The organism is Streptomyces sp. NPDC085946, from assembly GCF_044540485.1.
Lineage (GTDB): Bacteria > Actinomycetota > Actinomycetes > Streptomycetales > Streptomycetaceae > Streptomyces.
The window spans coordinates 1,225,847-1,247,357 of the sequence record NZ_JBITSF010000001.1; the positions used below are offsets into that span (position 1 = coordinate 1,225,847).

Here is a 21,511-nt window from a genome sequence, read left to right on the forward strand (position 1 = left end):
GAGGTTATACGCCCTGGCTGACAGAGCTCATATTGAAATCCGGGATGCGCAGCGGCGGCATCGCCGCCCTGGTGAACCAGTCGCTCCACTCCCGGGGCAGCGTCTTCTGCGTGCGGCCCGCCTCCGTCGCCCGTCCCAGCACGCTCACCGGCGACTCGTTGAACCGGAAGTTGTTGACCTCCCCGGTCACCTCGCCGTTCTCGACGAGGTAGACGCCGTCCCGGGTCAGCCCGGTGAGCAGCAGCGTCGCCGGATCGACCTCCCGGATGTACCACAGGCAGGTCAGCAGCAGCCCGCGCCCGGTGGCCGCGACCATCTCCTCCAGGGAGCGGTCCTCGCCCCCGTCGAGGACCAGGTTGTCGATGGCCGGGGCCAGCGGCAGCCCGGTCAGGCCCGCGGTGTGCCGGTTGGTCGTCAGGTGCCGCAGCTCGCCCGCGCGCACCCACTCGGTGGGCGCGAGCGGCAGCCCGTTGTCGAACACCGACCGGTCGCTCCCGGAGGAGTGCGCGATCACGAACGGCGCCGACTCCAGGCCCGGCTCGCCGGGGTCGCTGCGCAGGGTCAGCGGCAGCCCGGCCAGGGTGTCGCCGAGACGCGTCCCGCCGCCCGGCCGGGAGAACACCGTGCGGCCCTCCACCGCGTCCCGGCCCGACGCCGACCACATCTGGTAGATCAGCAGGTCCGCGACGGCGGTCGGCGGCAGCAGCGTCTCGTAGCGGCCGGCGGGCAGCTCGACGCGCCGCTCGGCCCAGCCGAGGCGCACGGCCAGCTCCGCGTCCAGCGCCACCGGGTCGACGTCCGTGAAGTCGCGCGTCGAGTGCCCCGCCCACGCCGAACGCGTGCGGTCCGGGGACTTGGCGTTCAGCTCCAGCGTCCCGTTGGGCTGGTCGTGCCGCAGCCGCAGCCCCGTCGACGTGCCGACGTAGGTGGAGACGAGCTCGTGGTGGGCGAAGCCGTACAGCTCCCGGCCGCCCGCCCGCGCGCGGGCGAACGCCTCGCCGAGGGCCGGGGCGAAGCCGGCGAAGACCGCGGAGGAGGTCTCGGCGGGCGCGTCCGCGAAGTCCGGGGACGCCGGCACGCCCGTGACCAGCGGCTGCGCGTCCTCGGCGGGCCCGGCGCCGCGCGCGGCGGCCTCGGCGGCCCGTACCAGCGGCTCCAGCTCGTCCACGGTCACGGCGGACCGCGACACCACACCGGAGGCCGTGCCCTGGGCGCCGTCGACGGTCGCGATCACGGTGAGGGTGCGTCCGCGGGTGACGCCGTTCGTCGTCAGGGCGTTGCCCGCCCAGCGCAGGTTCGCGGTCGACCGCTCGTCGGCGATCACCACGCAGCCGTCGGCCCGCGACAGGTCGAGGGCGCGCTCGACGACCTCGTGCGGCTGGTGGGTACGCGGGCTCATCGGCCGGCCTCCTGCGTGGTGTTGAGGATGTTGACGCCCTGGAACAGGGCGGAGGGGCAGCCGTGCGAGACCGCGGCCACCTGCCCGGGCTGGGCCTTGCCGCAGTTGAAGGCGCCGCCCAGGACGTACGTCTGCGGGCCGCCGACGGCCGCCATGGACCCCCAGAAGTCGGTGGTCGTCGCCTGGTAGGCCACGTCCCGCAGCTGCCCGGCGAGCCGCCCGTTCTCGATCCGGAAGAACCGCTGGCCGGTGAACTGGAAGTTGTACCGCTGCATGTCGATCGACCAGGACCGGTCGCCGACGACGTAGATGCCCCGGTCGACGCTGCCGATCAGGTCCTCCGTGGACATCCCGGCGGGGTCCGGCCGGAGCGAGACGTTGGCCATGCGCTGCACCGGCACGTGCGCGGGGGAGTCGGCGAACGCGCACCCGTTGGACCGCCCGAGCCCGGTCAGCCTCGCGATCCGCCGGTCCAGCTGGTAGCCGACCAGGATGCCGTCCTTGACCAGGTCCCAGGACTGCGCCTCGACGCCCTCGTCGTCGTACCCGACGGTCGCCAGGCCGTGCTCGGCGGTGCGGTCGCCGGTCACGTTCATCAGCTCCGAGCCGTACCGCAGCTTCCCCAGCCGGTCGAAGGTGGCGAACGAGGTCCCGGCGTACGCCGCCTCGTAGCCCAGCGCCCGGTCCAGCTCGGTGGCGTGCCCGATGGACTCGTGGATGGTCAGCCACAGGTTGGACGGGTCGACGACCAGGTCGTACAGCCCCGGCTCCACGCTCGGCGCCCGCATCTTCTCGGCGAGCAGCTCCGGGATCCGCTCCAGCTCCGCGTCCCAGTCCCAGCCGGTGCCCGTCAGGTACTCCCAGCCGCGTCCCGCGGGCGGCGCGAGCGTGCGCATGGAGTCGAACTCGCCGCTGGAGCCGTCCACCGACACCGCGGTGAACACCGGGTGCAGCCGCACCCGCTGCTGCGTGGTCGAGGTCCCGGCCGTGTCCGCGTAGAACTTGTTCTCGTGCACGGTGAGCAGCGAGGCGTCGACGTGGTCCACCCCGCCGGCCGCCAGCAGCCGCGCGCTCCACTCCGCCAGCAGCCCGGCCTTCTCCTCGTCGGGCACGGCGAACGGGTCGATCCCGTACGACGAGATCCACGTCCGGTCGGCGTGCACCGGCTCGTCGGCGAGCTCGACGCGCTCCTCCGACCCGGCCGCCCTGATCACCTCGGCGGACAGCTTCGCCATGGCCACGGCCTGGGAGGCGACCCTGGCGGCGGCGTCCATCGTCAGGTCGACACCGGAGGCGAACCCCCAGGTGCCGCCGTGCACGACGCGCACCGCGTAGCCGAGGTCGGTGGTGTCCGACGAGCCGGCGGGCCGGGCGTCCCGGAACCGCCAGGACGCGCTGCGCACCCGCTCCAGCCGGAAGTCGGCGTGCTCGGCCCCGAGCGCACGCGCGCGTGCCAGGGCGGCGTCGGCGAGGGCGCGTAGGGGAAGTGCCGTGAAGGCTTCGTCGATCGTATGAGGCACCGAGGTCTCTCCCTGTCGTGTGACCTGTGGGTGCCCCGATCATGTCGCGTGCGTCCGTGCGGGGACCACACGTTTGCTCCCCCGGCCGGGACGTTTCTGTAGGGATCCGACAGTGCGGCCCCCGAGCCACTGTGGGTGCCCGATTGTTCCCGCGCGCTCCCCGACCGATAGGTTTTCGAGGAAGCCGCCTGTTCATCGCCACCTGTCGTCCAGGTGCTCGGGCGGGTACCGGACCGTTATGGAAAGGGTGATCCGTTGAGCCGCTCGGTTCTCGTCACCGGAGGCAACCGGGGCATCGGCCTCGCCATCGCCCGCGCGTTCGCCGACGCCGGCGACAAGGTCGCGATCACGTACCGCTCGGGTGAGCCGCCCGCCGCCCTGACGGAACGGGGCTGCCTGGCCGTCAAGTGCGACATCACCGACGCCGAGCAGGTGGAGCAGGCCTACAAGGAGATCGAGGACGCGCACGGCCCGGTCGAGGTCCTGGTCGCCAACGCGGGCATCACCAAGGACCAGCTCCTGATGCGCATGTCCGAGGAGGACTTCACCTCCGTCCTCGACACCAACCTCACCGGCACCTTCCGCGTCGTCAAGCGCGCCAACCGCGCCATGCTGCGCGCCAAGAAGGGCCGCGTCGTGCTCATCTCCTCGGTCGTCGGGCTGCTCGGCTCCGCGGGGCAGGCGAACTACGCCGCCTCCAAGGCCGGCCTGGTCGGCTTCGCGCGTTCCCTCGCCCGTGAGCTGGGCTCGCGCAACATCACCTTCAACGTCGTCGCGCCCGGCTTCGTCGACACCGACATGACCAAGGTCCTCACCGACGAGCAGCGCGCGGGCATCGTCTCGCAGGTGCCGCTCGGCCGGTACGCGCAGCCGGAGGAGATCGCCGCGACGGTGCGGTTCCTCGCCTCGGACGACGCCTCGTACATCACTGGAGCCGTCATCCCCGTTGACGGCGGACTGGGAATGGGTCACTGATCACCATGAGCGGAATTCTCGAGGGCAAGCGCGTCCTGATCACCGGTGTGCTGATGGAGTCCTCCATCGCCTTCCACACCGCCAAGCTGGCCCAGGAGCAGGGTGCCGAGATCATCCTGACCGCGTTCCCGCGGCCCACGCTGACCGAGCGCATCGCCAAGAAGCTGCCGAAGCCCACCAAGGTCATCGAGCTCGACGTGACGAACGACGAGCACCTCGGCCGCCTCGCGGACGTCGTCGGCGAGGAGCTCGGCGGCCTCGACGGCGTCGTCCACTCCGTCGGCTTCGCCCCGCAGGACGCCCTCGGCGGCAACTTCCTGAACACGCCCTTCGAGTCCGTCGCCACCGCGATGCACGTCTCGGCGTTCTCCCTGAAGTCGCTCACCATGGCGTGCCTGCCGCTGATGCAGAACGGCGGCTCCGTCGTCGGCCTCACCTTCGACGCCCAGTACGCCTGGCCGCAGTACGACTGGATGGGCCCGGCCAAGGCCGCCCTGGAGGCCACCAGCCGCTACATGGCCCGCGACCTGGGCAAGCAGAACATCCGCTGCAACCTCGTCTCGGCCGGCCCGATCGGCTCGATGGCCGCCAAGTCCATTCCCGGCTTCGACGAGCTGGCGTCCGTCTGGGACACCCGCGCCCCGCTGGAGTGGGACCTGAAGGACCCGGAGCCGGCCGGCCGCGGGGTCGTCGCGCTGCTGAGCGACTGGTTCCCGAAGACCACGGGCGAGATCATCCACGTGGACGGCGGCCTGCACGCCATCGGCGCCTGATCACGGACGGTCCGCGAAGGGCCCGCACCCGACCGGGTGCGGGCCCTTCGCCCGTCACCCGGACGGCTCATCCGGCCGGGCGGCACGGCAGGTGCCGGCGCACCCTGGAGAGGCAGGTCCACCACGCGATCCCCTCCCCAGCACGGCCGAGGAGGTCCCCTTGTGCGCTTGTCCCACCGAGTCGCCTCAGTGACCGTCGCCGTAGCCGCCGGTCTCGTGCTGGCCCTGCCGCACGAGGCGCTGTCCCACGTGCGCGTGCCCGCCGCGGGCACCGCGTCCGACGAGCCGGCCGACGAGCCGGCCGACGAGCCGTCGGACGCGCCGTTCGGCGCCGCGTGCCGCATCCGCGTCACCGGCTCCGAGGTGACCGCGTACTGCCACAACCCCTATCCGGACACCGACCGGGTCAGCCTGCACGTCGAGTGCGTCCGATGGTGGGACCTCGACAGCGACGGCTCCCCGGTGGACGCCGGGCCCGCGGAGACCGTGCGGCTGGCCGGCCGCTGCTGGAAGGAGGTCGGCCCGGTGTGGGTCAGTCACCGGCGGGCGGACTGAACCGCCCCGGACGGCACAGGAACGGGTACCCGGCGGCCTCCGCGGCCGCGGTGGCCGCGTCGCCCGCCCGGATGGCGTCGACCAGCCGCCCGTGGTCCATGTACGTCTCGGGCGTCAGCTCCTCGCCGACGTCCGCGCGCAGCCAGTCCCGCAGCACCTCGCCCAGGTCCGCGTAGACCGCCGTCACGGCGTCGTTGTGGGAGGCGGCCACGACGGCCAGGTGGAAGGTCGCGTCCGCCGCCACGAACGCCTCGGCGTCGCCCGACTCCCAGGCCTCCTCGCGCCGCAGCAGCAGCGCGTCCAGCTGCTTGAGGTCCTTCTCCGTGCGCCGCTCCGCCGCCAGCCGCGCGGCGGACGACTCCAGCGCGGAGCGCAGCTCGGCGATGTGCCGGGGGTCGGCGCCGGCGAAGCGGCGGTGCATCACGCCCGCCAGCTCGCTGGTGGCCACCACGTACGTGCCCGATCCCTGGCGGATGTCCAGCAGACCGTTGTGCGCGAGCGCGCGGACGGCCTCGCGGACCGTGTTGCGGGCGACGCCCAGCTGCTCGACCAGCTCGGGTTCCGTCGGGATCCGGGACCCGACCGGCCACTCGCCCGACGTGATCTGGGCGCGCAGCGCTGCGATGACCTGTTCGGACAGGGCCGAACGACGGGGGTGGCTCAGAGGCATGGCACACCTTCGCACACGGCGGGCACCGGCCGGCGCCGGAGGGCCCTGGGCACTCGACAACCAATCATCCTATGATTCTATGATGGGCCTCATGGCTAGTGAGGAAACCCGGACGCCGACGTCCCCGACCGTACGCACCTCGGCCGCGCCGGACGCCCGGAAGCCCGGCGGCCCCGAGCCCGGCGGCCCCGCCGCGCGCACGTGGACGACCCGCCTGATCGTCCTCGGCATCGTGCTGTCCGCCCTCAACCTCCGCCCCGCCATCACCAGCCTCGGCGCCCTCCTGGAGGAGGTCCGCGACGGGCTCGGCATGAGCGGCAGCGTGGCCGGGCTGCTCACCTCCGTCCCCCCGCTCTGCTTCGCCGTCTTCGGGGTCACCGCCCCCCGGCTCGCCCGCCGCTTCGGCGCCGGCGCCGTCGTCTGCGCCGGCATGGCCGCCATCGCCACCGGCCTGCTCGTCCGCCCGTACGCCGGCGGCACGCCCGGCTTCCTGGCCGCCAGCGCCCTCGCCCTGATGGGCATCGCGGTCAGCAACGTGCTCATGCCGGTCATCGTCAAGCGCTGGTTCCCCGACCGGGTCGGGTCCATGACCGGCCTGTACTCCATGGCCCTCGCCCTCGGCACCTCGGCCGCCGCCGCGGTGACCGTGCCCCTGACCGGCGCACTGGGCGGGAACTGGCAGTCCGGCCTCGCCGTGTGGGCGGCCCTGGCCGCGGCGGCCGTGCTGCCCTGGGCGCCGTTCGTACGGGACCGGGGCCGGGCTTCCGCCGCGCGGGACGCCGCCCGGGAGGGGGCCGGGCCGGGGGAGACGCCCGTGCTGCGGATCACCCGGAGCCGCACCGCCTGGGCGCTGGCCGTCTTCTTCGGCCTCCAGGCCACCGCCGCCTACATCACGATGGGCTGGATGGCGCAGATCTTCCGGGACGCGGGCGTGCCCGCGGGCACGGCCGGACTGCTCCTGGCGGTCACCATGGTCATGGGCGTGCCGCTGGCCTTCGTCATCCCGCGCCTGGCCACCCGGCTGCCCCGGCAGGGCCCGATCGTGGTCGCGCTGGGCGTCTGCGGACTGGCCGGATACGCCGGCCTGTACGTCGCCCCGGCCGCCGGCGCCTGGGCGTGGGCCCTGCTGCTGGGCGTCTCCAACTGCGCCTTCCCGCTGGCCCTGACCATGGTGGGGATGCGGGCCAGGACCGGCGCGGGCGTCTCCCAGCTGTCGGCCTTCGCGCAGAGCACCGGCTACCTGATCTCCATCCCGGGCCCGCTCCTGGTCGGCGTGCTCTACCAGCACAGCGGCGGCTGGGGACTGCCGCTCGCCCTCATGGTCGGCCTGATGGTCCCGCAGATGGTGGTGGGCGTCCTGGCCGGGCGCGACCGCACGGTGGAGGAGGAGGCGGCCCGCTGACCCGCCGAGGGGCGACCCGTGGCGCCGGGCCGGGGCGGGGGATGCGAGACTTGCCCCATGCCAGTGCTCGACCCGAACCCCCAGAACGGCCAGAAGAAGCTGCTCCTCGTCTTCGGCTCGTTCTTCGCGATCTTCATCGTCATCGCCGTCATCGCGACACTCGTGGCCCCCTGACCGCCCCGCCGGGGGTGGGGTTAACCCCCCGTCCCCTAGGGGGCGGGGCTCAGGGTCGAGTGGGTGGATCACCGGATGGGCCGGGGACCGCGGATTCCGTACCTTCGAGAAGTGCCCGCGAGCGGCGCGTCGCGGAGCGCGGGACGGACCACGGACCACGCGCAGACCAGTGGAGGCACCCATGCCGGCCCCTACGCACACCCGGCCCCACCCGGCGACCCGGGGCGGCGTCGACATCCGGCTGCCCTGGTGGGCCCTCGCGCTGCCCGCCCTCGCCTTCGTGACGCTGTTCGTCCTGATCCTGAACCCGGCCGACGCCCACGCGGTCGCCGACGATCCCGCGCTCACCTACTCGATCACTCACCTCTTCGAGCGTATCCAGCAGTTCACGGCCCGCTGAGCCGCACCGCGCCGCCGGTCAACTCCCTGCGCCGCGTGGCCTGTTTCATGCGAAGCTGGGTTCCATGAGCGTCGCAGAACCCCGCAGGATCGTCCTCTTCCGGCATGCGAAAGCCGACTGGCCGCAGGTCGCCGACCACGAGCGTCCGCTCGCCGAGCGGGGCCGGCTGGACGCCGCAGCCGCCGGACGCAAGCTCGCCGGCACCGGCATCCCCTTCGACCTGGCCCTGTGCTCGACCGCGACCCGGACCCGCGAGACCTGGAAACTCGCCGTCCAGGAGTTCCCGCAGCGGCCGAGGACCGTCTACGAGGAGCGGGTCTACGAGGCCTCGCCCGGCGAGCTGATCGCCGTGCTCAACGAGACGCCCGACGACGCGCAGAACGTCCTCCTGGTCGGCCACAACCCGGGCGTGCACGGCCTCGCGGAGGTCCTGGCCGGCTCCGCCGAGGGCGACGCCGGCGAGCGGATGGGCCGCCGGGGCTTCCCGGCCGCCGCCTTCGCCGTCCTGTCGTTCACCGGGTCCTGGAAGAGCCTGGAGCCCGGCGTGGCGACACTGCTCGACTACTGGGCGCCGACCGAGTGACCCGCCCGGCGTGACGCGGGGCCCGGCACGGCGCGGTGCCGGGCCCCGCGCGCGGGACCCCCCGTGCGCGCGCCGCGCGCGGAAGCCTCAGGGGATGCGCGGAAGCCTCAGAGGGTGTCGAGCGTGTCCGCGGCCTCGACCTCTTCGCGGGTGATGCCCAGCAGGTACAGGACCGTGTCCAGGAAGGGGAAGTTCACCGCGGTGTGCGCGGCCTGGCGCACGACCGGCTTGGCGTTGAAGGCCACGCCGAGGCCGGCCGCGTTGAGCATGTCCAGGTCGTTGGCACCGTCGCCGATCGCCACGGTCTGCGACAGCGGCACCCCCGCCTCGGCGGCGAACCGGCGCAGCAGCCGCGCCTTGCCCGCCCGGTCGACGATCTCGCCGGTGACCCGGCCGGTCAGCTTGCCGTCGACGATCTCCAGCGTGTTGGCCTGGGCGAAGTCCAGCCCCAGCCGTTCCTTCAGGTCGTCCGTGACCTGGGTGAAACCGCCGGAGACCACGCCCACCTGGTAGCCGAGCCGCTTCAGCGTGCGGATCAGGGTGCGGGCACCCGGTGTCAGCCGCACCTCGTGGCGCACCTTGTCCACCACGGAGGCGTCGAGGCCCTCCAGCAGGGCCACGCGCGCGTGCAGCGACTGCTCGAAGTCCAGCTCCCCGCGCATCGCGGCCGCCGTCACCTCGGCGACCCGGTCCTCGCAGCCGGCGTGCGCCGCGAACAGCTCGATGACCTCGTCCTGGATGAGCGTCGAGTCCACGTCCATGACGACCAGGCGCTGGGCCCGCCGGTACAGCCCCGCCCCGACGACCGCGACGTCGACGCCGAGCTTCGCCGCGTCGGTCACCAGGGTGGTGCGCAGCGGCTCGGTCTCCACCCCGGACACCGCGAACTCGACGGCGGTGACCGGGTACTTGGCGAGCCGGAAGATGCGGTCGATGTTGCCGCCGGCCTTGGTGATGCGGGCGGCGACGGCCGCCGTCGCCTCGGCGGTGAGCGGGTGGCCGAGGACGGTGACCAGGGAGCGACCGAGGCCGCGCGGACGGTTGTCGCCGAGGCCGGAGATGATCTCCGCCTGCATCTTCATCGACTCCGCCCAGCTGTGCACGGTCGCCCGCAGGTCGCCCTCCAGCCCCTGGGGCGGCTCGGTCACGAGCGCGCACAGCACCATCCGGCCACGGGTGACGACCTGCTCGATGTCGACCACGTCGACGGAGTAGGCCGCGAGGGTGTCGAAGAGGCCGGCCGTGATGCCCGGCCTGTCCTTGCCGAAGATCTTGACAAGGAGAGTGGGAACGTCAGAGGTCTGCGAAGCGCTCATGGTGCTTCCACCGTATCCGGCACCCCGTGCCTTCCGCCGCCGAGGTCCGTCTGGCGGACAGCGAACAGTGGGTGTCGCGTCGGTGGCGTGCGCCTTGCGTCACCGTGCTCCCGCCGACGCCCCACGGACCGGCACCGCGGGTCGCGGGGCCCGCCTCCGTTCGGGTCGCGGGGCCCGCCCCCGTCGGGGTCGCGGCACCCGCACCCCCGTCGGGGTCGCGGGGCCCGCACCCTCCGTCCGGGCCGCGGCGCCCGCCCTCCGTCCGGGTCGCGGGGCCCGCCCCCGGGTCGGGGTCGCGGCGCCCGTACCCTCCGTCCGGGCTGCGGCGCCCGCCCTCCGTCCGGGTCGTGGGGCCCGTACCCTCCGTCGGGGTCGTGGGGCCCGCGCCCTCCGTCGGGGTCGCGGCGCCCGTCCTCCGTCGGGGTCGTGGGGCCCGTACCCTCCGTCCGGGCCGCGGCGCGGGCGTCACGGACGGGTCACCGCCCTCCGCCCGGCCTCCGTGGCGATGCCGGCGGGGGAGGCGGCGGCGGGGGCGGCGGCCCGTCGTCCGGCCGGGAGCGCGGTCGTTGCCCGGCCCGCGGCGCGGGAGGCCGCCCGGGCCCGCGCGGAGGCGCTCCCCTCGGCCGGGCCACCGTCGGCGCGCCGTGCACGTCCCCGTCCTCCCCGTCGGGCGGGGACTCCTCGTCCCGCCGGGACCCGCCCGGGGGACGCGTCCCGTCCTGCCCCGCGGGCGGACCGCCCGGTCCCGGCCCGGCTCCGCCCGGCCGCGCGTCCTGCGGCGGGCGGGGCTCCCCGGGCACACGGAGGTACGGGTTGGCGGCCGGGTCCGGCGGCCGGTACGGCGTACCCGGCTCGTACGGGCCGGGGCGCTCCGCGTACGCCGGACTCCCGGTGCCCGCTCCGCCCCAGGAGCCCCAAGAGCCCCCGGCGCCCGCCGCCCCCGCCCCGGTCCCCGGAACCACTCCGCCCTCCGGCACCGCTCCGTTTCCCGAGCCCACCCCCGCACCGCTCCCGGCCACCGCCCACGCCACCGCCCCCCGCCCGGCCGCCCCGCTCGCCCACGCCGGCAGCGCCCCCGCGGCACCCGCCCCCGCACCCCACACCGCGCCCAGCAGCAGCGCCGCGCCGAGGTGCCCGCGCATGTCGATGCCGGCACCGAACGCGTCGAAGCCGAGGACCGACAGGGAGGCGTTCACCGACACCTCCGTCAGCCAGGTCAGCAGCGGCAGCGCCAGCGCGGTGGCGGCCCCGAGCCGCACCGCGCACCGCCCCGCGAAACCCAGGACCCCCACGCTCCCGCCCCCGGGCGCGGGCACCACGGGCGTCCGTACCGCCGTGAGCACTCCCGCCAGCAGCATCGCCACCGCCGCGGCCACCCCCAGCAGCCACACCCGGGGCTCCAGTTCGGCCAGCCGCGCCAGCGTGACCGGCTCCGCCCGGCCCGCGCCCAGCAGTTCGTCCAGGGGATCCGGCAGCACCCCGGTCAGCTCGCCCGTGGACCGCCCGTCCCACGGCACGAACAGGCCGACCGGGACGCCGAGCCAGACCCCGTTGGGCGCGCCCAGCAGGGCAGCGCCCGCGATCCGCCGCGGACGGCCGTCCCCGGTCGCCGCGTACGCCGCCGCCGCGAGCCCGGCCGCCACCGCCAGCAGCAGCACGGTCACCACCGCGGACACGGCGGGCCGCACGACCCGGTGCACGGCGTCCCAGCCGCGGGGGAGGGGAGTGCGGCGCGAGGCCAGCAGCGCGACGAGCAGGATCCCGGCGGACCACACCGCGCCGCCGAGCAGCGTCGGCGCGGTGTCGACCGTGAAGCCCACCGCCGCCCGCGCGTCGACGAGGTCTCCGATCCGGCCGGGCAGCAGCCCTTCGACGTCCCCGATGCCGCCGAGGTCCCCGAGCCCCGGCACCCCGGCACCGCCGTCCCCGTCCGCACCGGGCAGGTCGCCGAGCTCCAGCGAGCTCCCGTCGAGGGTGACGACGTCGTGCCCCGCCCGGGCCAGACCGCCCAGCATCGCCACGAACAGCGCGACCACCGCGCCCGCGCGCGCGAGGAGTTCGGCCGGGGAGATCCAGCATCCCGCCGTGCGCAGGGACCGCAGGAAGAAGAAGGACAGCAGCAGCGCCCCCACCAGACTCACACCGAGTGGCGTGATCTCGACGGCGGTGTCGGCCCGCGCGCCGGTCAGCCCGAACACGGACACCTCACCGGACGGTGTGACGGACCCACCCGCCCCGAGCGCCACGACCGCCGCGGTCATCGGCCCCAACGAGCCCGCCGCGTCGGCCCGCAGCAGATGCAGGCCCGCGGCCGCCGTGCCCGCCATGCCGATCAACGCCCAGCTCACCGAGGCGATCGCGGTCAGCACGACGTCCCCCCACGGCACGCGCGTGCCGCCCCCGGCCGTCCCGACGCCTGTGGACGCGCCCATGGCAGATCCCCCGACCCGCGGTGCGGCACGATCGCCGCGCTTGTCCCCCTCGCGTGGATTACCACTCTCCGGGCCGTTTTCCACCCCGTCAACGGATCCGGCCGAGGGCCGCGTGCCCGGTCTTCACAAGGCCCGACTTTCGGTCAGGGGGCCGAGCCTGAAATAGTTCCCCCCGATGTTCGACATCCCTAGACTCCCCATGCCGGGGGTAATTCGGGGGACAACTCAGTGGGGCATGGAGTGCCGGAACTCGTACTGCAATCAAACGGACGGACGTGGACGCTCGATCCGTCCAGGTCTTACACGCTCGGACGCGATCCGCAAGGAGACGTCGTGTTCGACGACGCCAGGGTCTCCTGGCGGCACGCCACGGTCAGCTTCAACGGCCGCAGTTGGGTCATCGAGGACCACGGCAGCACCAACGGCACCTTCGTGCAGGGCCAGCGGATCCACCACCTGGAGATCGGGGCGGGCACGGCGGTCCACCTCGGCAACGCGACCGACGGGCCGCGGGTGAACCTGTCCGGCGCCGAGGCCGCCGTCGCCGCGCCGCAGGCCCAGCCTCGGCAACAGCCGTTCGCCGCCCAGGGCGCGGACGCCGGCTGGGCTCCGCAGGCCCCCGCCCCGCAGCAGCAGGCCCCGCAGCAGCAGGCGCCCGCCGCGCAGCCCGGCTGGCAGCAGCCGCAGCGGCCGGCCGCGAACATCCCGCAGCAGCAGGGCCCCGGTGGCGCGGCGGGGGCGCCGCCGGTGTACGGCGACCGCAGCCCGACCACGTTCCACCAGTTCTCGCTCGGCCGCGTCATGCGCATCGGCCGTGCCCTGGAGAACGACCTGGTCGTCTCGGACCTGCAGGTCTCGCGCAACCACGCCGAGTTCCACTCCACGCCCGACGGCCGCATGGAGATCCGCGACCTCGGCTCGCACAACGGCACGTACGTCAACGGCCAGCCGATCCCCAAGGGCGGCTCGCAACTCCTCGGCCCCACCGACGTCGTGGGCGTCGGCCACTCGACGTTCCGGATCGTCGGCGACCGGCTGGAGGAGTTCGTCGACACCGGTGAGGTGTCCTTCTCCGCCCGCCACCTGACCGTCACGGTCGACGGCGGCAAGCAGATCCTCAAGGACGTCTCCTTCGGCGTCCCCGAGAAGTCGCTGATCGCGGTCATCGGCCCGTCCGGCTCCGGCAAGTCGACCCTGCTCAAGGCGCTCACCGGCTACCGCCCCGCCAACCAGGGCGAGGTGCTGTACGACAACCGCAACCTCTACAAGCAGTTCGCCGAGCTGCGCCAGCGCATCGGTCTGGTCCCGCAGGACGACATCCTGCACAAGGAACTGACCGTCAAGAAGGCCCTCAAGTACGCGGCCAAGCTCCGCTTCCCGGCCGACACCACGGCCGCCGAGCGCGAGGCCCGCATCGACGAGGTGCTGCGCGAGCTGAAGCTCGACATCCACAAGGACAAGAAGGTCACCTCCCTCTCCGGCGGCCAGCGCAAGCGCGTCTCGGTCGCCCTGGAGCTGCTGACCAAGCCGTCGCTGATCTTCCTGGACGAGCCGACCTCCGGCCTCGACCCGGGCATGGACCGCGACGTCATGCAGCTGCTGCGCGGCCTCGCCGACGACGGCCGCACGGTCCTGGTCGTCACCCACTCCGTGGCCGAGCTCGCCCTGTGCGACAAGCTGCTGGTGATGGCGCCCGGCGGTGCCGTGGCGTACTTCGGTCCGCCGGAGGAGGCGCTGAACTTCTTCGGCTACGACACCTGGGCCGACGTCTTCTCCGCCTTCGAGAACTACCGCGACTACGACTGGGCGGGCCGCTGGAAGGGCTCGCAGCACTACCAGATGTACGCCGCGGACATCGACGCCGTCGCGCCGCAGTCCGTACAGATGCCGCAGATGCAGGCGATCAGGCCGCCGAAGCCGCAGGGCTGGATGTCGCAGTTCGTCACCCTGGTGCGCCGCTACGTCTCGGTGATCGTCTCCGACAAGGGCTTCCTGGCCCTGATGGTGATCCTGCCGGCCGTCCTCGGCGCGGTGAGCCTGCTCATCGACCCGGACCGCGGCCTGCTGCCGAACCCGGCCAACCCGCAGACCGGCCGGATCATCCCGAACGGCACGGCCACCACCGTCCTGCTGATCCTCGCCGTCGGCGCCTGCTTCGCCGGCGCGGCGAACTCCGTCCGCGAGCTGATCAAGGAACGGGTCATCTACGAGCGGGAGCGCGCCACCGGCCTGTCCCGCTCGGCGTACCTGATGTCCAAGGTGTTCGTGCTCGGCATGATCACCGTGCTGCAGGGCCTCCTGGTCGGCGTCATCGGCTTCTCCACCCGCGAGATCCCCGAGGAGGGCCTGGTCCTCGGCGGCGCCACGCTCGTCGAGCTGTCCCTGCCGATCATGGCGCTGGGCTTCACCTCGATGATGTTCGGCCTGATCATCTCCGCGCTGGTGAAGACCGCCGAGAAGACGATGCCGCTGCTGGTGATGTTCGCGATCATCCAGGTCGTCTTCACCGGCTGCCTCTTCGCCCTGAACGGCACGGTCGGCGTCAACCAGTTCTCGTACCTGATGCCGTCGCGCTGGGCGGTGGCCGCCGCGGGCGCCACGCTGGACTTCAACAGGATCAGCCCGCCCGAGGAGGCCGGCAACGAGGACCCGCTGTGGGAGCACAGCGTCGCCACCTGGGGCCTGGACATGGCCGCCCTGATCGTCCTCGGCGTGATCTGCGGCTTCTTCGTGGCCCGCTTCCTGCGCCGCCACGAGCCCGAGGTCATGCGGAAGTAGGCGCACCACCACGCGTCCGGGTCCGTCGACCCCGAAGGGCGGCACCCCGTCAGGAGGGTGCCGCCCTTCGGCGTCCGCGATCGCGTGAAGAGGTCCGCGCCGGCCTCAGTACGCGCTGTTGACGTTGTCCATGGAGCCGTACCGGTCGGCCGCGTAGTTGCAGGCGGCGGTGATGTTGGCGACCGGGTCGTAGATGTTCCAGGACGTGCCGGGCACGTGGTAGGCCTGGAAGGTCGGCGGGATGACCTGGAGCAGGCCCTTGGACGGGATGCCGTTGATGGCGTTGATGTCCCAGTCGTTGATGGCCCTCGGGTTGCCGGAGGACTCGCGCATGATGTTGCGGTGGATGCCCTCGTAGGAGCCCGGGATGCCGTGCTTCTTCATGATGTCGAGGGACTCGCGGATCCAGCCGTCGAGGGTGTTCGGGTACGCCTTGGCGGCGGCCTTCTTGAGCGCGGCGCGCTGGACGGTGCGGCTCGCGGCCTGCTCGGCCTTCCGCTCCTGCTCGGCCTTCTTCGCGGCCTCGGCGGCGGCCTTCTTCCGCGCGGCCTCGGCGGCCTTCTGCGCGGCGGCCTTCGCCTCGGCCTTCTTCTGCGCGATCTGCTCGGCCTTCAGGCTGGCACCGGCGAGCTGGTCGGTGATGCTGGCCTTGACGTCCTTGATCTGCGCGGAGTCGATCTTCTCGGAGCTGACCGCCACCTGAGCCGCAGGAGCGACCTCGGCCGTGGTCGTCGAGGCGTTGCTGGGCACGGCCGAGAAGCCGAGGGCAACGGCGCCGAGGGTGGCGACACCGGCCGTCGCGATCTTCTGGTGACGGGTCACGGCACGACTGCGAACACGACTGAGAAGGTTCTTGGGCATGGGAAAGGGACCTCTTCGAGTAGCGCGGAGGTCGCTCTGCGTCCAGGGGGGACAGAGGGTGCTTCCGGCACGAACGCCGCGGACCGGAATCCGCGGCGCTGAGCGACGGGAGCAATTCTTAGCTGGCGCAAAATCGCCAGGCAAAGGTGTGACGTACGAAGCCGGGTAGTGGATCAGGGGTGGGCGAAACGGGGCACACGGGACTGTTCGCCCCGTTCACGCGGGTCCTGTTTGTCTCCTATTGTCCTTCGTACGTGATCTGCGCCCTATGTGCGGGCTCACATGGGGCCCTCGGTGTTCTCACCGCGAGTTGCTGGCGCAATGCACTGTGTGAGCGGCCCGGAACGGCAGGACGAGGCGCACGTCGCCGAACCCGTGCCACAGGTACCGCGCCCGCATCGCCTCCTCGTACGCCCGGTCCACCGCCGCCCGCCCCGCGACCGCCTCCACCGTCAGCGGGTGCGAGGCCTCCGGCTCGTGCAGCCCGGTCAGCAGCCCGTCCGCCACCCGCACCTCCGCTCCGGGGTGACCACCAGGTCCGTCCGTCCGGCCCGCGCGCGGACGGCCCCGCCGACTCCACGGCCCGCACGGCCGTCGTCCCCACCGCGATCACCCGGCCACCGCCCGCCCTGACCGCGTCGACCAGCCGCGCGGACGCCTCCGGCACCGCGAACCGCTCCGGACCCGGCGGCTCCTGCGGTGCCTCCGCCGACGCCACCCCGGTGTGCAGGGCGACCGGCGCGAACGCCACCCCCGGCTCATCGGCTCCACCGCCGTCCGCGCCGTGAAGGGCCGTGCCGCGCCCGGCATCTCCGCGCCGCCCGCCCCGCCGGGCGCCGGCGGCGCGAACACCGTCCGGTCCACCGGCGGCGGCCGGTCCCGCTCCGCGCGGGAGCAGCGGAGGGACCGCCCGTACTCCCGCGGCAGCCCGAGGACGTCCCCGCCGCCCGCGCTCCACCACAGCCGCTCACCGCGCGCGCTCGGCGGCTCCTCCAACGCCGGCCGCACCTCCCCGGGGCAGCCCACCCGCGTACCGGCGAGCCCTCCCACGCCTCCGCTCCCCGCCTCCTGGAGCGGCTCACCTTCCCCTGTACGCGCGCACGCGCGCGCGTGCGTGGCCCGCCCGTCGACCGCGGCCGCCGGCATGGGCGACGTGTTCACCACGAGCAGGTCCCCGGCCCGCGGCAGCCGCGGCAGCTCCGGGGACGCGTGGTGCGCCACCGCGGTACCCCGCGAGACCAGCAGCCGTACGGCGTCCCGGTCCGGCCCGGGCCCGCGCGCGGACAACTCCTCCGGCACCGTCCGCCGAGGGAGGGACCCGCGCGGGGGAACTCCCGAGGCCGGGCTCACCGGAGCCCCGCCGGCAGGGCGGACGCCTCGTACCGGCCGCTCGACGGGCGCTCCCGCAGCGGTCGCGGGAAGGCGGGCACCACACGGACCGGCTCCGGCCGCGGGCCGTCGTCCCCCGGTACGGCCGCCGCGCACAGGTCCGTGGCCACCTCCCCGGGACCGACCGCCCTGCCGGAAGGGCTTCGGCTCCTCCACCCGAGCACGGCCGCGAGCCGCTCCGGGGCCGCCTTGGACGCGCCGCAGCCGCCCCACGTCCCGTACGCCCCGGCGGCCGCGTCCGGGCTCACCGCGATCACCGTGCCCGCCCGGGCGGCGCGCGGCAGCGGCAGCGCCCCCTGCACCAGGCCCAGCGCCGCCACCGCGCTCACCTCCAGCGCCTGCCGCGGCCCCTGGAAGGACCGGACCGGCGGCCCGGCACCCATCGCGCTCACGTGGTGCACCACCAGGCCCAGGCCACCGGACCGCCTCCACCGACCCGGCCCGGTGCCGGACGCCCTCCCCACCCCCTTCGAAGCCCTCGTGACGATCCCTGCCGGCATGGTGTGCCCCCTCGTTCCCTCGGCGTGTCCACGACCTGGAAACACGGCCGCCGGGCCGCCTCGGACGCGGGCCGCACGGCACCGGGTCCTCCCGCCCTGCTCCGTCGGTCCCGCGACCCCGGTCCCACGACCCGGTCCCACGTCACTCCCCGGACCGACGGGTGCGGGGCGGGGAACCAGGACCTCCGTCCTAGGCCCACCGGCGCAGCCGGCCGCCGCCACCGGCCCGATCCCCGCTGTCACGGCCCGCCGGTACGGTGAGGTCATGAGTCACGGTCCCCGGTCCGGCCTCGCCGCGGTGAGCTCCGCGCTGCTGGCCATGAGCAGGCACCTGGAGGTGCGCGACGTCCTCAAGACGATCGTCGCCTCCGCCCGCGAGCTGCTCGACGCGCAGTACGCCGCGCTCGGCGTCCCGGACGACCACGGCGGCTTCGCCCAGTTCGTCGTCGACGGCGTCAGCGACGAGCAGTGGAAGGCCATCGGCCCCCTGCCCCGCCAGCACGGCATCCTCGCCGCGATGCTGCACCAGGCCCGGCCCGAGCGCCTCGCCGACGTGCGCAAGGACCCCCGCTTCGAGGGCTGGCCCGCCGCCCACCCCGACCTGGCCGACTTCCTGGGCCTGCCGATCCGCGACGGCGACGAGGTCATCGGAGCGCTGTTCCTCGCCAACAAGAACTGCCCGAAACCGGAAGGCGGTTGCGGCTTCACCGAGGAGGACGAGGAGCTGCTCGGCATCCTCGCCCAGCACGCGGCCATCGCCCTCACCAACGCCCGGCTCTACGAGCGCAGCCGCGAGCTGACCATCGCCGAGGAGCGCTCCCGCCTCGCCCACGAGCTGCACGACGCCGTCAGCCAGAAGCTGTTCTCCCTGCGCCTGACGGCCCAGGCAGCCGCCCGCCTGGTGGACCGCGACCCCTCCCGCGCCAAGGGCGAACTCCAGCAGGTGGCCGCCCTGGCCGCCGAGGCCGCCGACGAACTGCGCGCCGCCGTCGTCGAACTGCGCCCCGCGGCCCTCGACGAGGACGGCCTGGTCGCCACCCTGCGCACCCAGGTCCAGGTCCTCGACCGCGCCCACAGCGCGCGCGTGACCTTCGCCGGCCGCGGGGTGCGCGCCCTGCCCGCCGCCCAGGAGGAGGCGGTGCTGCGCGTCGCCCAGGAGGCCCTGCACAACGCGCTGCGGCACTCCGGCGCCGAACACGTCGACGTGACCCTGGACCGCCGCGGCTCCGGAGCCGTCCTGCGGGTCACGGACGACGGCAGCGGCTTCGACCCGCAGGCGGTCCGCCGCGCGGGACGCCACCTGGGCCTGGTCTCCATGCGGGACCGGGCGAGCGGGGCCGGCGGCAGCCTGACGGTGGAATCGGCGCCCGGCAAGGGCACCACGATCGAGATGGAGGTCCCCGGTGGCTGACGCAATCAAGGTGCTGCTCGTCGACGACCACCAGGTGGTACGCCGGGGCCTGCGCACCTTCCTGGAGGTCCAGGACGACATAGAGGTCGTCGGCGAGGCCGCCGACGGCGCCGAGGGCGTGGCCCGCGCCGAGGAGCTCAGGCCCGACGTCATCCTCATGGACGTCAAGATGCCGGGCATGGACGGCGTCGAGGCGCTGCGCCGGCTCCGCGAGCTCGACCACCCCGCGCGCGTGCTCGTCGTCACCAGCTTCACCGAGCAGCGCACGGTCGTCCCGGCCCTGCGCGCGGGCGCCGCCGGCTACGTCTACAAGGACGTCGACCCCGACGCGCTGGCCGGCGCGATCCGCTCCGTCCACGCCGGCCACGTCCTCCTCCAGGCCGAGGTCGCCGGCGCGCTGCTGTCGGAGGAGGGGACCGGTACCGGCCAGGGCCGGGCCGGGACGCTCACGGAGCGGGAGCGGGAGGTGCTCGGTCTCATAGCGGACGGCCGCTCCAACCGGGAGATCGCCCGCGCGCTGGTCCTCTCCGAGAAGACCGTCAAGACGCACGTCTCCAACATCCTGATGAAACTCGACCTCGCCGACCGCACCCAGGCCGCCCTGTGGGCCGTCCGTCACGGCGTGGCCGGCTGACCTCCGGCCCGTGTCCGTGCGGCCGGAGTGATAAGACGGCAATACGGAAGGTTGCGCTCCGGGCCGAGATTCATACCGTCGTGGGAATGTCCCCCACTCGGCGTATCCCCCGCCGGTCCCCGCCGTTCTCCAGTGCGTGCTGCGGCGCCTGCCGCGGCCATCGCAAGGAGGGCTCAGAAGTGAAGAACCTGAAGAAGGCAGCGGCTGTGACGATGGTGGCCGGTGGCCTGCTGGCCGCCGGTGCGGGCATGGCCTCCGCCACCAGCGGCGCGCACGCCGACGGCCAGGCCGTGGGCTCCCCGGGCGTCGCGTCGGGCAACCTGGTCCAGGTCCCCGTGGACGTCCCGGTCAACGTCTCCGGCAACAGCGTGAACGTCATCGGCGTGCTGAACCCGGCCTTCGGCAACCAGGCCGTCAACCACTGACGCCCACCTCCGTCTCCGAGCCGGAGGTGACCACCGGCCTCCCGGACACGCCCGGGAGGCCGGTCGGGCGTTCCGGGCACGTCCGCCACGCAGGCCGTGCGCACCCAAGCCGCGCGTACGCGGGCCATGCGCACGCAGGCCGTGCGCGTCCGTACCGCGGCGGCGGCACCGGCGACCGGTACCGGCGACCGGCCCCGCACCCCGCGGGCGGCAGCACCGGGCCGCGCCCCCACCCCTCGCCGCCGGCGCCCAGCGCACCTCGCCGCCGGCGCCCAGCGCACCTGGAAAACGCTCGGTGCACCTCAGGAAACGCTCAGCGCACCTCGGGAAGCACCCGACGCACCCCGCGGAACCCCCGACACAGCTCGGAGAACGCTCAGCGCGCCCCCCGCTCCCGCTCCTCCACAACGGAGTTGTACGCCGCGACCTGCGCCCGCCGCGCCGTCCGCTCCACCGGCCGCAGCGCCTCCCCGCGCGCCGCCATCTCCGACGCGCTCACCGCACCCCCGTGCCCGCGCCCCTGGTCCAGCGCCAGCGAGATCAGCGCCCCCACCCGCTGCGCCAGCTCCAGCACCCGCACCGCCCGCGGCGGGTACCCCGGCGCCAGCACCTCCCGGCCCCTCTCCGCCCGGGCCCGGTACGCGTCGACCGCCGCCTCCGCCACCGGCCCCGACCCGGCCACGTCCAGCCGCGTCAGCACCTCGGTCGCCTCCCGCAGCGCCTCCGCCAGCTCCCGCTCGGCCTCGCCCAGCGACGGCACGTCGGCGGGCGGCGCCTCCCGCACGGGCAGGCAGTGCCACACCACCTCGACGTGCACATCGCCTGCCGGCCCGGCCTCGCGCACCTCCGGCACCAGCCCGAACGCGGCACCGTGGCACACCACGGCCTCCTCCGCCTCCAGCGCCCGCGCGTTGAACTCCGGCGGCCCGCTCAGCCCCAGCGGATGCCCGGGCACCGGCAGCGCGACCCGCAGCCCGGACACCCCGAGCGCCCGCAGCCGCCCCAGCGCCAGCGTCAGCCCGACGGGCCCGGACTCCCCGGGCAGCCCCGCCACCCGGTGCACGGCGTCCTCGCCGACGATCGCGACGACGGCGTCGTCGGGCGGGACAAGTCCGGCGAGAAGGGCATTTCCCCAAGCGGCCACACGGCCCGAGCGCGGTTCCGAGAACATGCCCCCACCCTAAGGACCGGACCGATGGAATGGACGGGCCGACCGGTGGCGTAGATTTCCTTGAGGGCTGCGCCCACCGGCGCGGCGGACCGAGCCACAGGCGTACGCGACAGCCGAGACCGGCCACACTGCAAGGGGAGACA

General features: G+C 74.1%; 21 protein-coding genes. 11 read left to right on the forward strand and 10 right to left on the reverse strand.

Annotated elements, in window-relative coordinates; translation table 11 throughout:
• Nucleotides 1–4: 4 nt before the first annotated feature.
• Entirely contained in the window at nt 5–1,399 is a 1,395-nt protein-coding gene (locus ACIF8T_RS05455) for a metallopeptidase TldD-related protein (protein WP_400031367.1), read from the reverse strand.
• The gene (locus ACIF8T_RS05460; protein WP_400031369.1) at nt 1,396–2,919 is read right to left on the reverse strand and encodes a TldD/PmbA family protein; all 1,524 of its coding nucleotides are present in this window, start codon (nt 2,917–2,919) and stop codon (nt 1,396–1,398) included. The genes ACIF8T_RS05455 and ACIF8T_RS05460 overlap by 4 nt, the downstream gene beginning before the upstream one ends.
• Before the next feature lie 255 nt (nt 2,920–3,174).
• On the opposite strand from ACIF8T_RS05460, the gene fabG reads away from it, so the two are divergent.
• From fabG to ACIF8T_RS05475, 3 genes are all read left to right on the forward strand, one after another.
• A complete protein-coding gene (fabG, locus tag ACIF8T_RS05465) occupies nt 3,175–3,894 on the forward strand; it encodes a 3-oxoacyl-[acyl-carrier-protein] reductase (protein WP_400031371.1) in 720 nt (239 codons plus the stop codon).
• 5 nt (nt 3,895–3,899) lie between these two features.
• Nucleotides 3,900–4,667 (forward strand): enoyl-ACP reductase FabI, encoded by a 768-nt coding sequence (fabI, locus tag ACIF8T_RS05470; RefSeq protein WP_400031373.1) that lies wholly within the window; start codon nt 3,900–3,902, stop codon nt 4,665–4,667.
• Between the two features lie 162 nt (nt 4,668–4,829).
• Complete coding sequence (locus ACIF8T_RS05475; RefSeq protein WP_400031375.1) at nt 4,830–5,222, forward strand: hypothetical protein; 393 nt, start codon at nt 4,830–4,832, stop codon at nt 5,220–5,222.
• Here ACIF8T_RS05475 and ACIF8T_RS05480 read toward each other — a convergent pair.
• The gene (locus tag ACIF8T_RS05480; protein WP_400031377.1) at nt 5,200–5,892 is read right to left on the reverse strand and encodes a FadR/GntR family transcriptional regulator; all 693 of its coding nucleotides are present in this window, start codon (nt 5,890–5,892) and stop codon (nt 5,200–5,202) included. The two genes, ACIF8T_RS05475 and ACIF8T_RS05480, sit on opposite strands and share 23 nt — an antisense overlap.
• Nucleotides 5,893–5,983: 91 nt before the next feature.
• Here ACIF8T_RS05480 and ACIF8T_RS05485 point away from each other — a divergent pair, with 91 nt between their 5' ends.
• The 4 genes from ACIF8T_RS05485 (at nt 5,984) to ACIF8T_RS05500 (ending at nt 8,451) form a co-directional block, all read left to right on the forward strand.
• The gene (locus ACIF8T_RS05485; protein WP_400031379.1) at nt 5,984–7,294 is read left to right on the forward strand and encodes a CynX/NimT family MFS transporter; all 1,311 of its coding nucleotides are present in this window, start codon (nt 5,984–5,986) and stop codon (nt 7,292–7,294) included.
• A 57-nt stretch (nt 7,295–7,351) separates the two neighbouring features.
• On the forward strand, nt 7,352–7,468 hold the full coding sequence (locus ACIF8T_RS05490; protein ID WP_400031381.1) for an SGM_5486 family transporter-associated protein: 117 nt from the start codon (nt 7,352–7,354) through the stop codon (nt 7,466–7,468).
• A gap of 181 nt (nt 7,469–7,649) precedes the next feature.
• Nucleotides 7,650–7,868 (forward strand): hypothetical protein, encoded by a 219-nt coding sequence (locus tag ACIF8T_RS05495; RefSeq protein ID WP_400031383.1) that lies wholly within the window; start codon nt 7,650–7,652, stop codon nt 7,866–7,868.
• Between the two features lie 64 nt (nt 7,869–7,932).
• Nucleotides 7,933–8,451 (forward strand): SixA phosphatase family protein, encoded by a 519-nt coding sequence (locus ACIF8T_RS05500; RefSeq protein ID WP_400031384.1) that lies wholly within the window; start codon nt 7,933–7,935, stop codon nt 8,449–8,451.
• Nucleotides 8,452–8,558: 107 nt separating this feature from the next.
• Here ACIF8T_RS05500 and serB read toward each other — a convergent pair whose 3' ends face one another.
• Both serB and ACIF8T_RS05510 read right to left on the reverse strand, forming a co-directional pair.
• Nucleotides 8,559–9,767 (reverse strand): phosphoserine phosphatase SerB, encoded by a 1,209-nt coding sequence (gene serB / locus ACIF8T_RS05505; RefSeq protein WP_400031385.1) that lies wholly within the window; start codon nt 9,765–9,767, stop codon nt 8,559–8,561.
• A 476-nt stretch (nt 9,768–10,243) separates the two neighbouring features.
• Entirely contained in the window at nt 10,244–12,199 is a 1,956-nt protein-coding gene (locus ACIF8T_RS05510) for a streptophobe family protein (RefSeq protein WP_400031386.1), read from the reverse strand.
• A 240-nt stretch (nt 12,200–12,439) separates the two neighbouring features.
• On the opposite strand from ACIF8T_RS05510, the gene ACIF8T_RS05515 reads away from it, so the two are divergent.
• On the forward strand, nt 12,440–14,977 hold the full coding sequence (locus tag ACIF8T_RS05515; protein ID WP_400031388.1) for an FHA domain-containing protein: 2,538 nt from the start codon (nt 12,440–12,442) through the stop codon (nt 14,975–14,977).
• A 105-nt stretch (nt 14,978–15,082) separates the two neighbouring features.
• On the opposite strand, the gene ACIF8T_RS05520 is transcribed toward ACIF8T_RS05515, so the two are convergent.
• The 4 genes from ACIF8T_RS05520 to ACIF8T_RS05535 form a co-directional block, all read right to left on the reverse strand.
• The gene (locus tag ACIF8T_RS05520) at nt 15,083–15,838 is read right to left on the reverse strand and encodes a transglycosylase SLT domain-containing protein (RefSeq protein ID WP_400031390.1); all 756 of its coding nucleotides are present in this window, start codon (nt 15,836–15,838) and stop codon (nt 15,083–15,085) included.
• A 300-nt stretch (nt 15,839–16,138) separates the two neighbouring features.
• A complete protein-coding gene (locus ACIF8T_RS05525) occupies nt 16,139–16,345 on the reverse strand; it encodes an S-adenosylmethionine:tRNA ribosyltransferase-isomerase (RefSeq protein WP_400031392.1) in 207 nt (68 codons plus the stop codon).
• 102 nt (nt 16,346–16,447) lie between these two features.
• Nucleotides 16,448–17,188: an S-adenosylmethionine:tRNA ribosyltransferase-isomerase gene (locus ACIF8T_RS05530; protein ID WP_400031394.1), complete on the reverse strand. Its 741-nt coding sequence runs from the start codon at nt 17,186–17,188 to the stop codon at nt 16,448–16,450.
• The gene (locus tag ACIF8T_RS05535; protein WP_400031396.1) at nt 17,185–17,619 is read right to left on the reverse strand and encodes a hypothetical protein; all 435 of its coding nucleotides are present in this window, start codon (nt 17,617–17,619) and stop codon (nt 17,185–17,187) included. The genes ACIF8T_RS05530 and ACIF8T_RS05535 overlap by 4 nt, the downstream gene beginning before the upstream one ends.
• Nucleotides 17,620–17,992: 373 nt before the next feature.
• On the opposite strand from ACIF8T_RS05535, the gene ACIF8T_RS05540 reads away from it, so the two are divergent.
• The 3 genes from ACIF8T_RS05540 (at nt 17,993) to ACIF8T_RS05550 (ending at nt 20,197) form a co-directional block, all read left to right on the forward strand.
• The gene (locus ACIF8T_RS05540; RefSeq protein ID WP_400031398.1) at nt 17,993–19,138 is read left to right on the forward strand and encodes a GAF domain-containing sensor histidine kinase; all 1,146 of its coding nucleotides are present in this window, start codon (nt 17,993–17,995) and stop codon (nt 19,136–19,138) included.
• Nucleotides 19,131–19,772 carry a response regulator gene (locus ACIF8T_RS05545; RefSeq protein WP_400031400.1) on the forward strand — a complete coding sequence of 214 codons (642 nt, stop codon included), beginning with the start codon at nt 19,131–19,133 and terminating at the stop codon, nt 19,770–19,772. The genes ACIF8T_RS05540 and ACIF8T_RS05545 overlap by 8 nt, the downstream gene beginning before the upstream one ends.
• Before the next feature lie 179 nt (nt 19,773–19,951).
• Nucleotides 19,952–20,197, forward strand: coding sequence for a chaplin (locus tag ACIF8T_RS05550; protein ID WP_400031402.1), 246 nt, complete (start codon nt 19,952–19,954; stop codon nt 20,195–20,197).
• 376 nt (nt 20,198–20,573) lie between these two features.
• On the opposite strand, the gene ACIF8T_RS05555 is transcribed toward ACIF8T_RS05550, so the two are convergent.
• Nucleotides 20,574–21,368 (reverse strand): hypothetical protein, encoded by a 795-nt coding sequence (locus tag ACIF8T_RS05555; protein WP_400031404.1) that lies wholly within the window; start codon nt 21,366–21,368, stop codon nt 20,574–20,576.
• Nucleotides 21,369–21,511 lie beyond the last annotated feature (143 nt).

Coding starts and splice junctions, on each gene's coding strand:
- ACIF8T_RS05455 (WP_400031367.1), bottom strand. CDS start 1,399: ATGAGCCCGCGTACCCACCAGCCGCACGAGGTCGTCGAGCGCGCCCTC.
- fabI (WP_400031373.1), top strand. CDS start 3,900: ATGAGCGGAATTCTCGAGGGCAAGCGCGTCCTGATCACCGGTGTGCTG.
- ACIF8T_RS05480 (WP_400031377.1), bottom strand. CDS start 5,892: ATGCCTCTGAGCCACCCCCGTCGTTCGGCCCTGTCCGAACAGGTCATC.
- ACIF8T_RS05485 (WP_400031379.1), top strand. CDS start 5,984: ATGGCTAGTGAGGAAACCCGGACGCCGACGTCCCCGACCGTACGCACC.
- ACIF8T_RS05490 (WP_400031381.1), top strand. CDS start 7,352: ATGCCAGTGCTCGACCCGAACCCCCAGAACGGCCAGAAGAAGCTGCTC.
- ACIF8T_RS05495 (WP_400031383.1), top strand. CDS start 7,650: ATGCCGGCCCCTACGCACACCCGGCCCCACCCGGCGACCCGGGGCGGC.
- ACIF8T_RS05500 (WP_400031384.1), top strand. CDS start 7,933: ATGAGCGTCGCAGAACCCCGCAGGATCGTCCTCTTCCGGCATGCGAAA.
- serB (WP_400031385.1), bottom strand. CDS start 9,767: ATGAGCGCTTCGCAGACCTCTGACGTTCCCACTCTCCTTGTCAAGATC.
- ACIF8T_RS05510 (WP_400031386.1), bottom strand. CDS start 12,199: ATGGGCGCGTCCACAGGCGTCGGGACGGCCGGGGGCGGCACGCGCGTG.
- ACIF8T_RS05520 (WP_400031390.1), bottom strand. CDS start 15,838: ATGCCCAAGAACCTTCTCAGTCGTGTTCGCAGTCGTGCCGTGACCCGT.
- ACIF8T_RS05540 (WP_400031398.1), top strand. CDS start 17,993: ATGAGTCACGGTCCCCGGTCCGGCCTCGCCGCGGTGAGCTCCGCGCTG.
- ACIF8T_RS05555 (WP_400031404.1), bottom strand. CDS start 21,368: ATGTTCTCGGAACCGCGCTCGGGCCGTGTGGCCGCTTGGGGAAATGCC.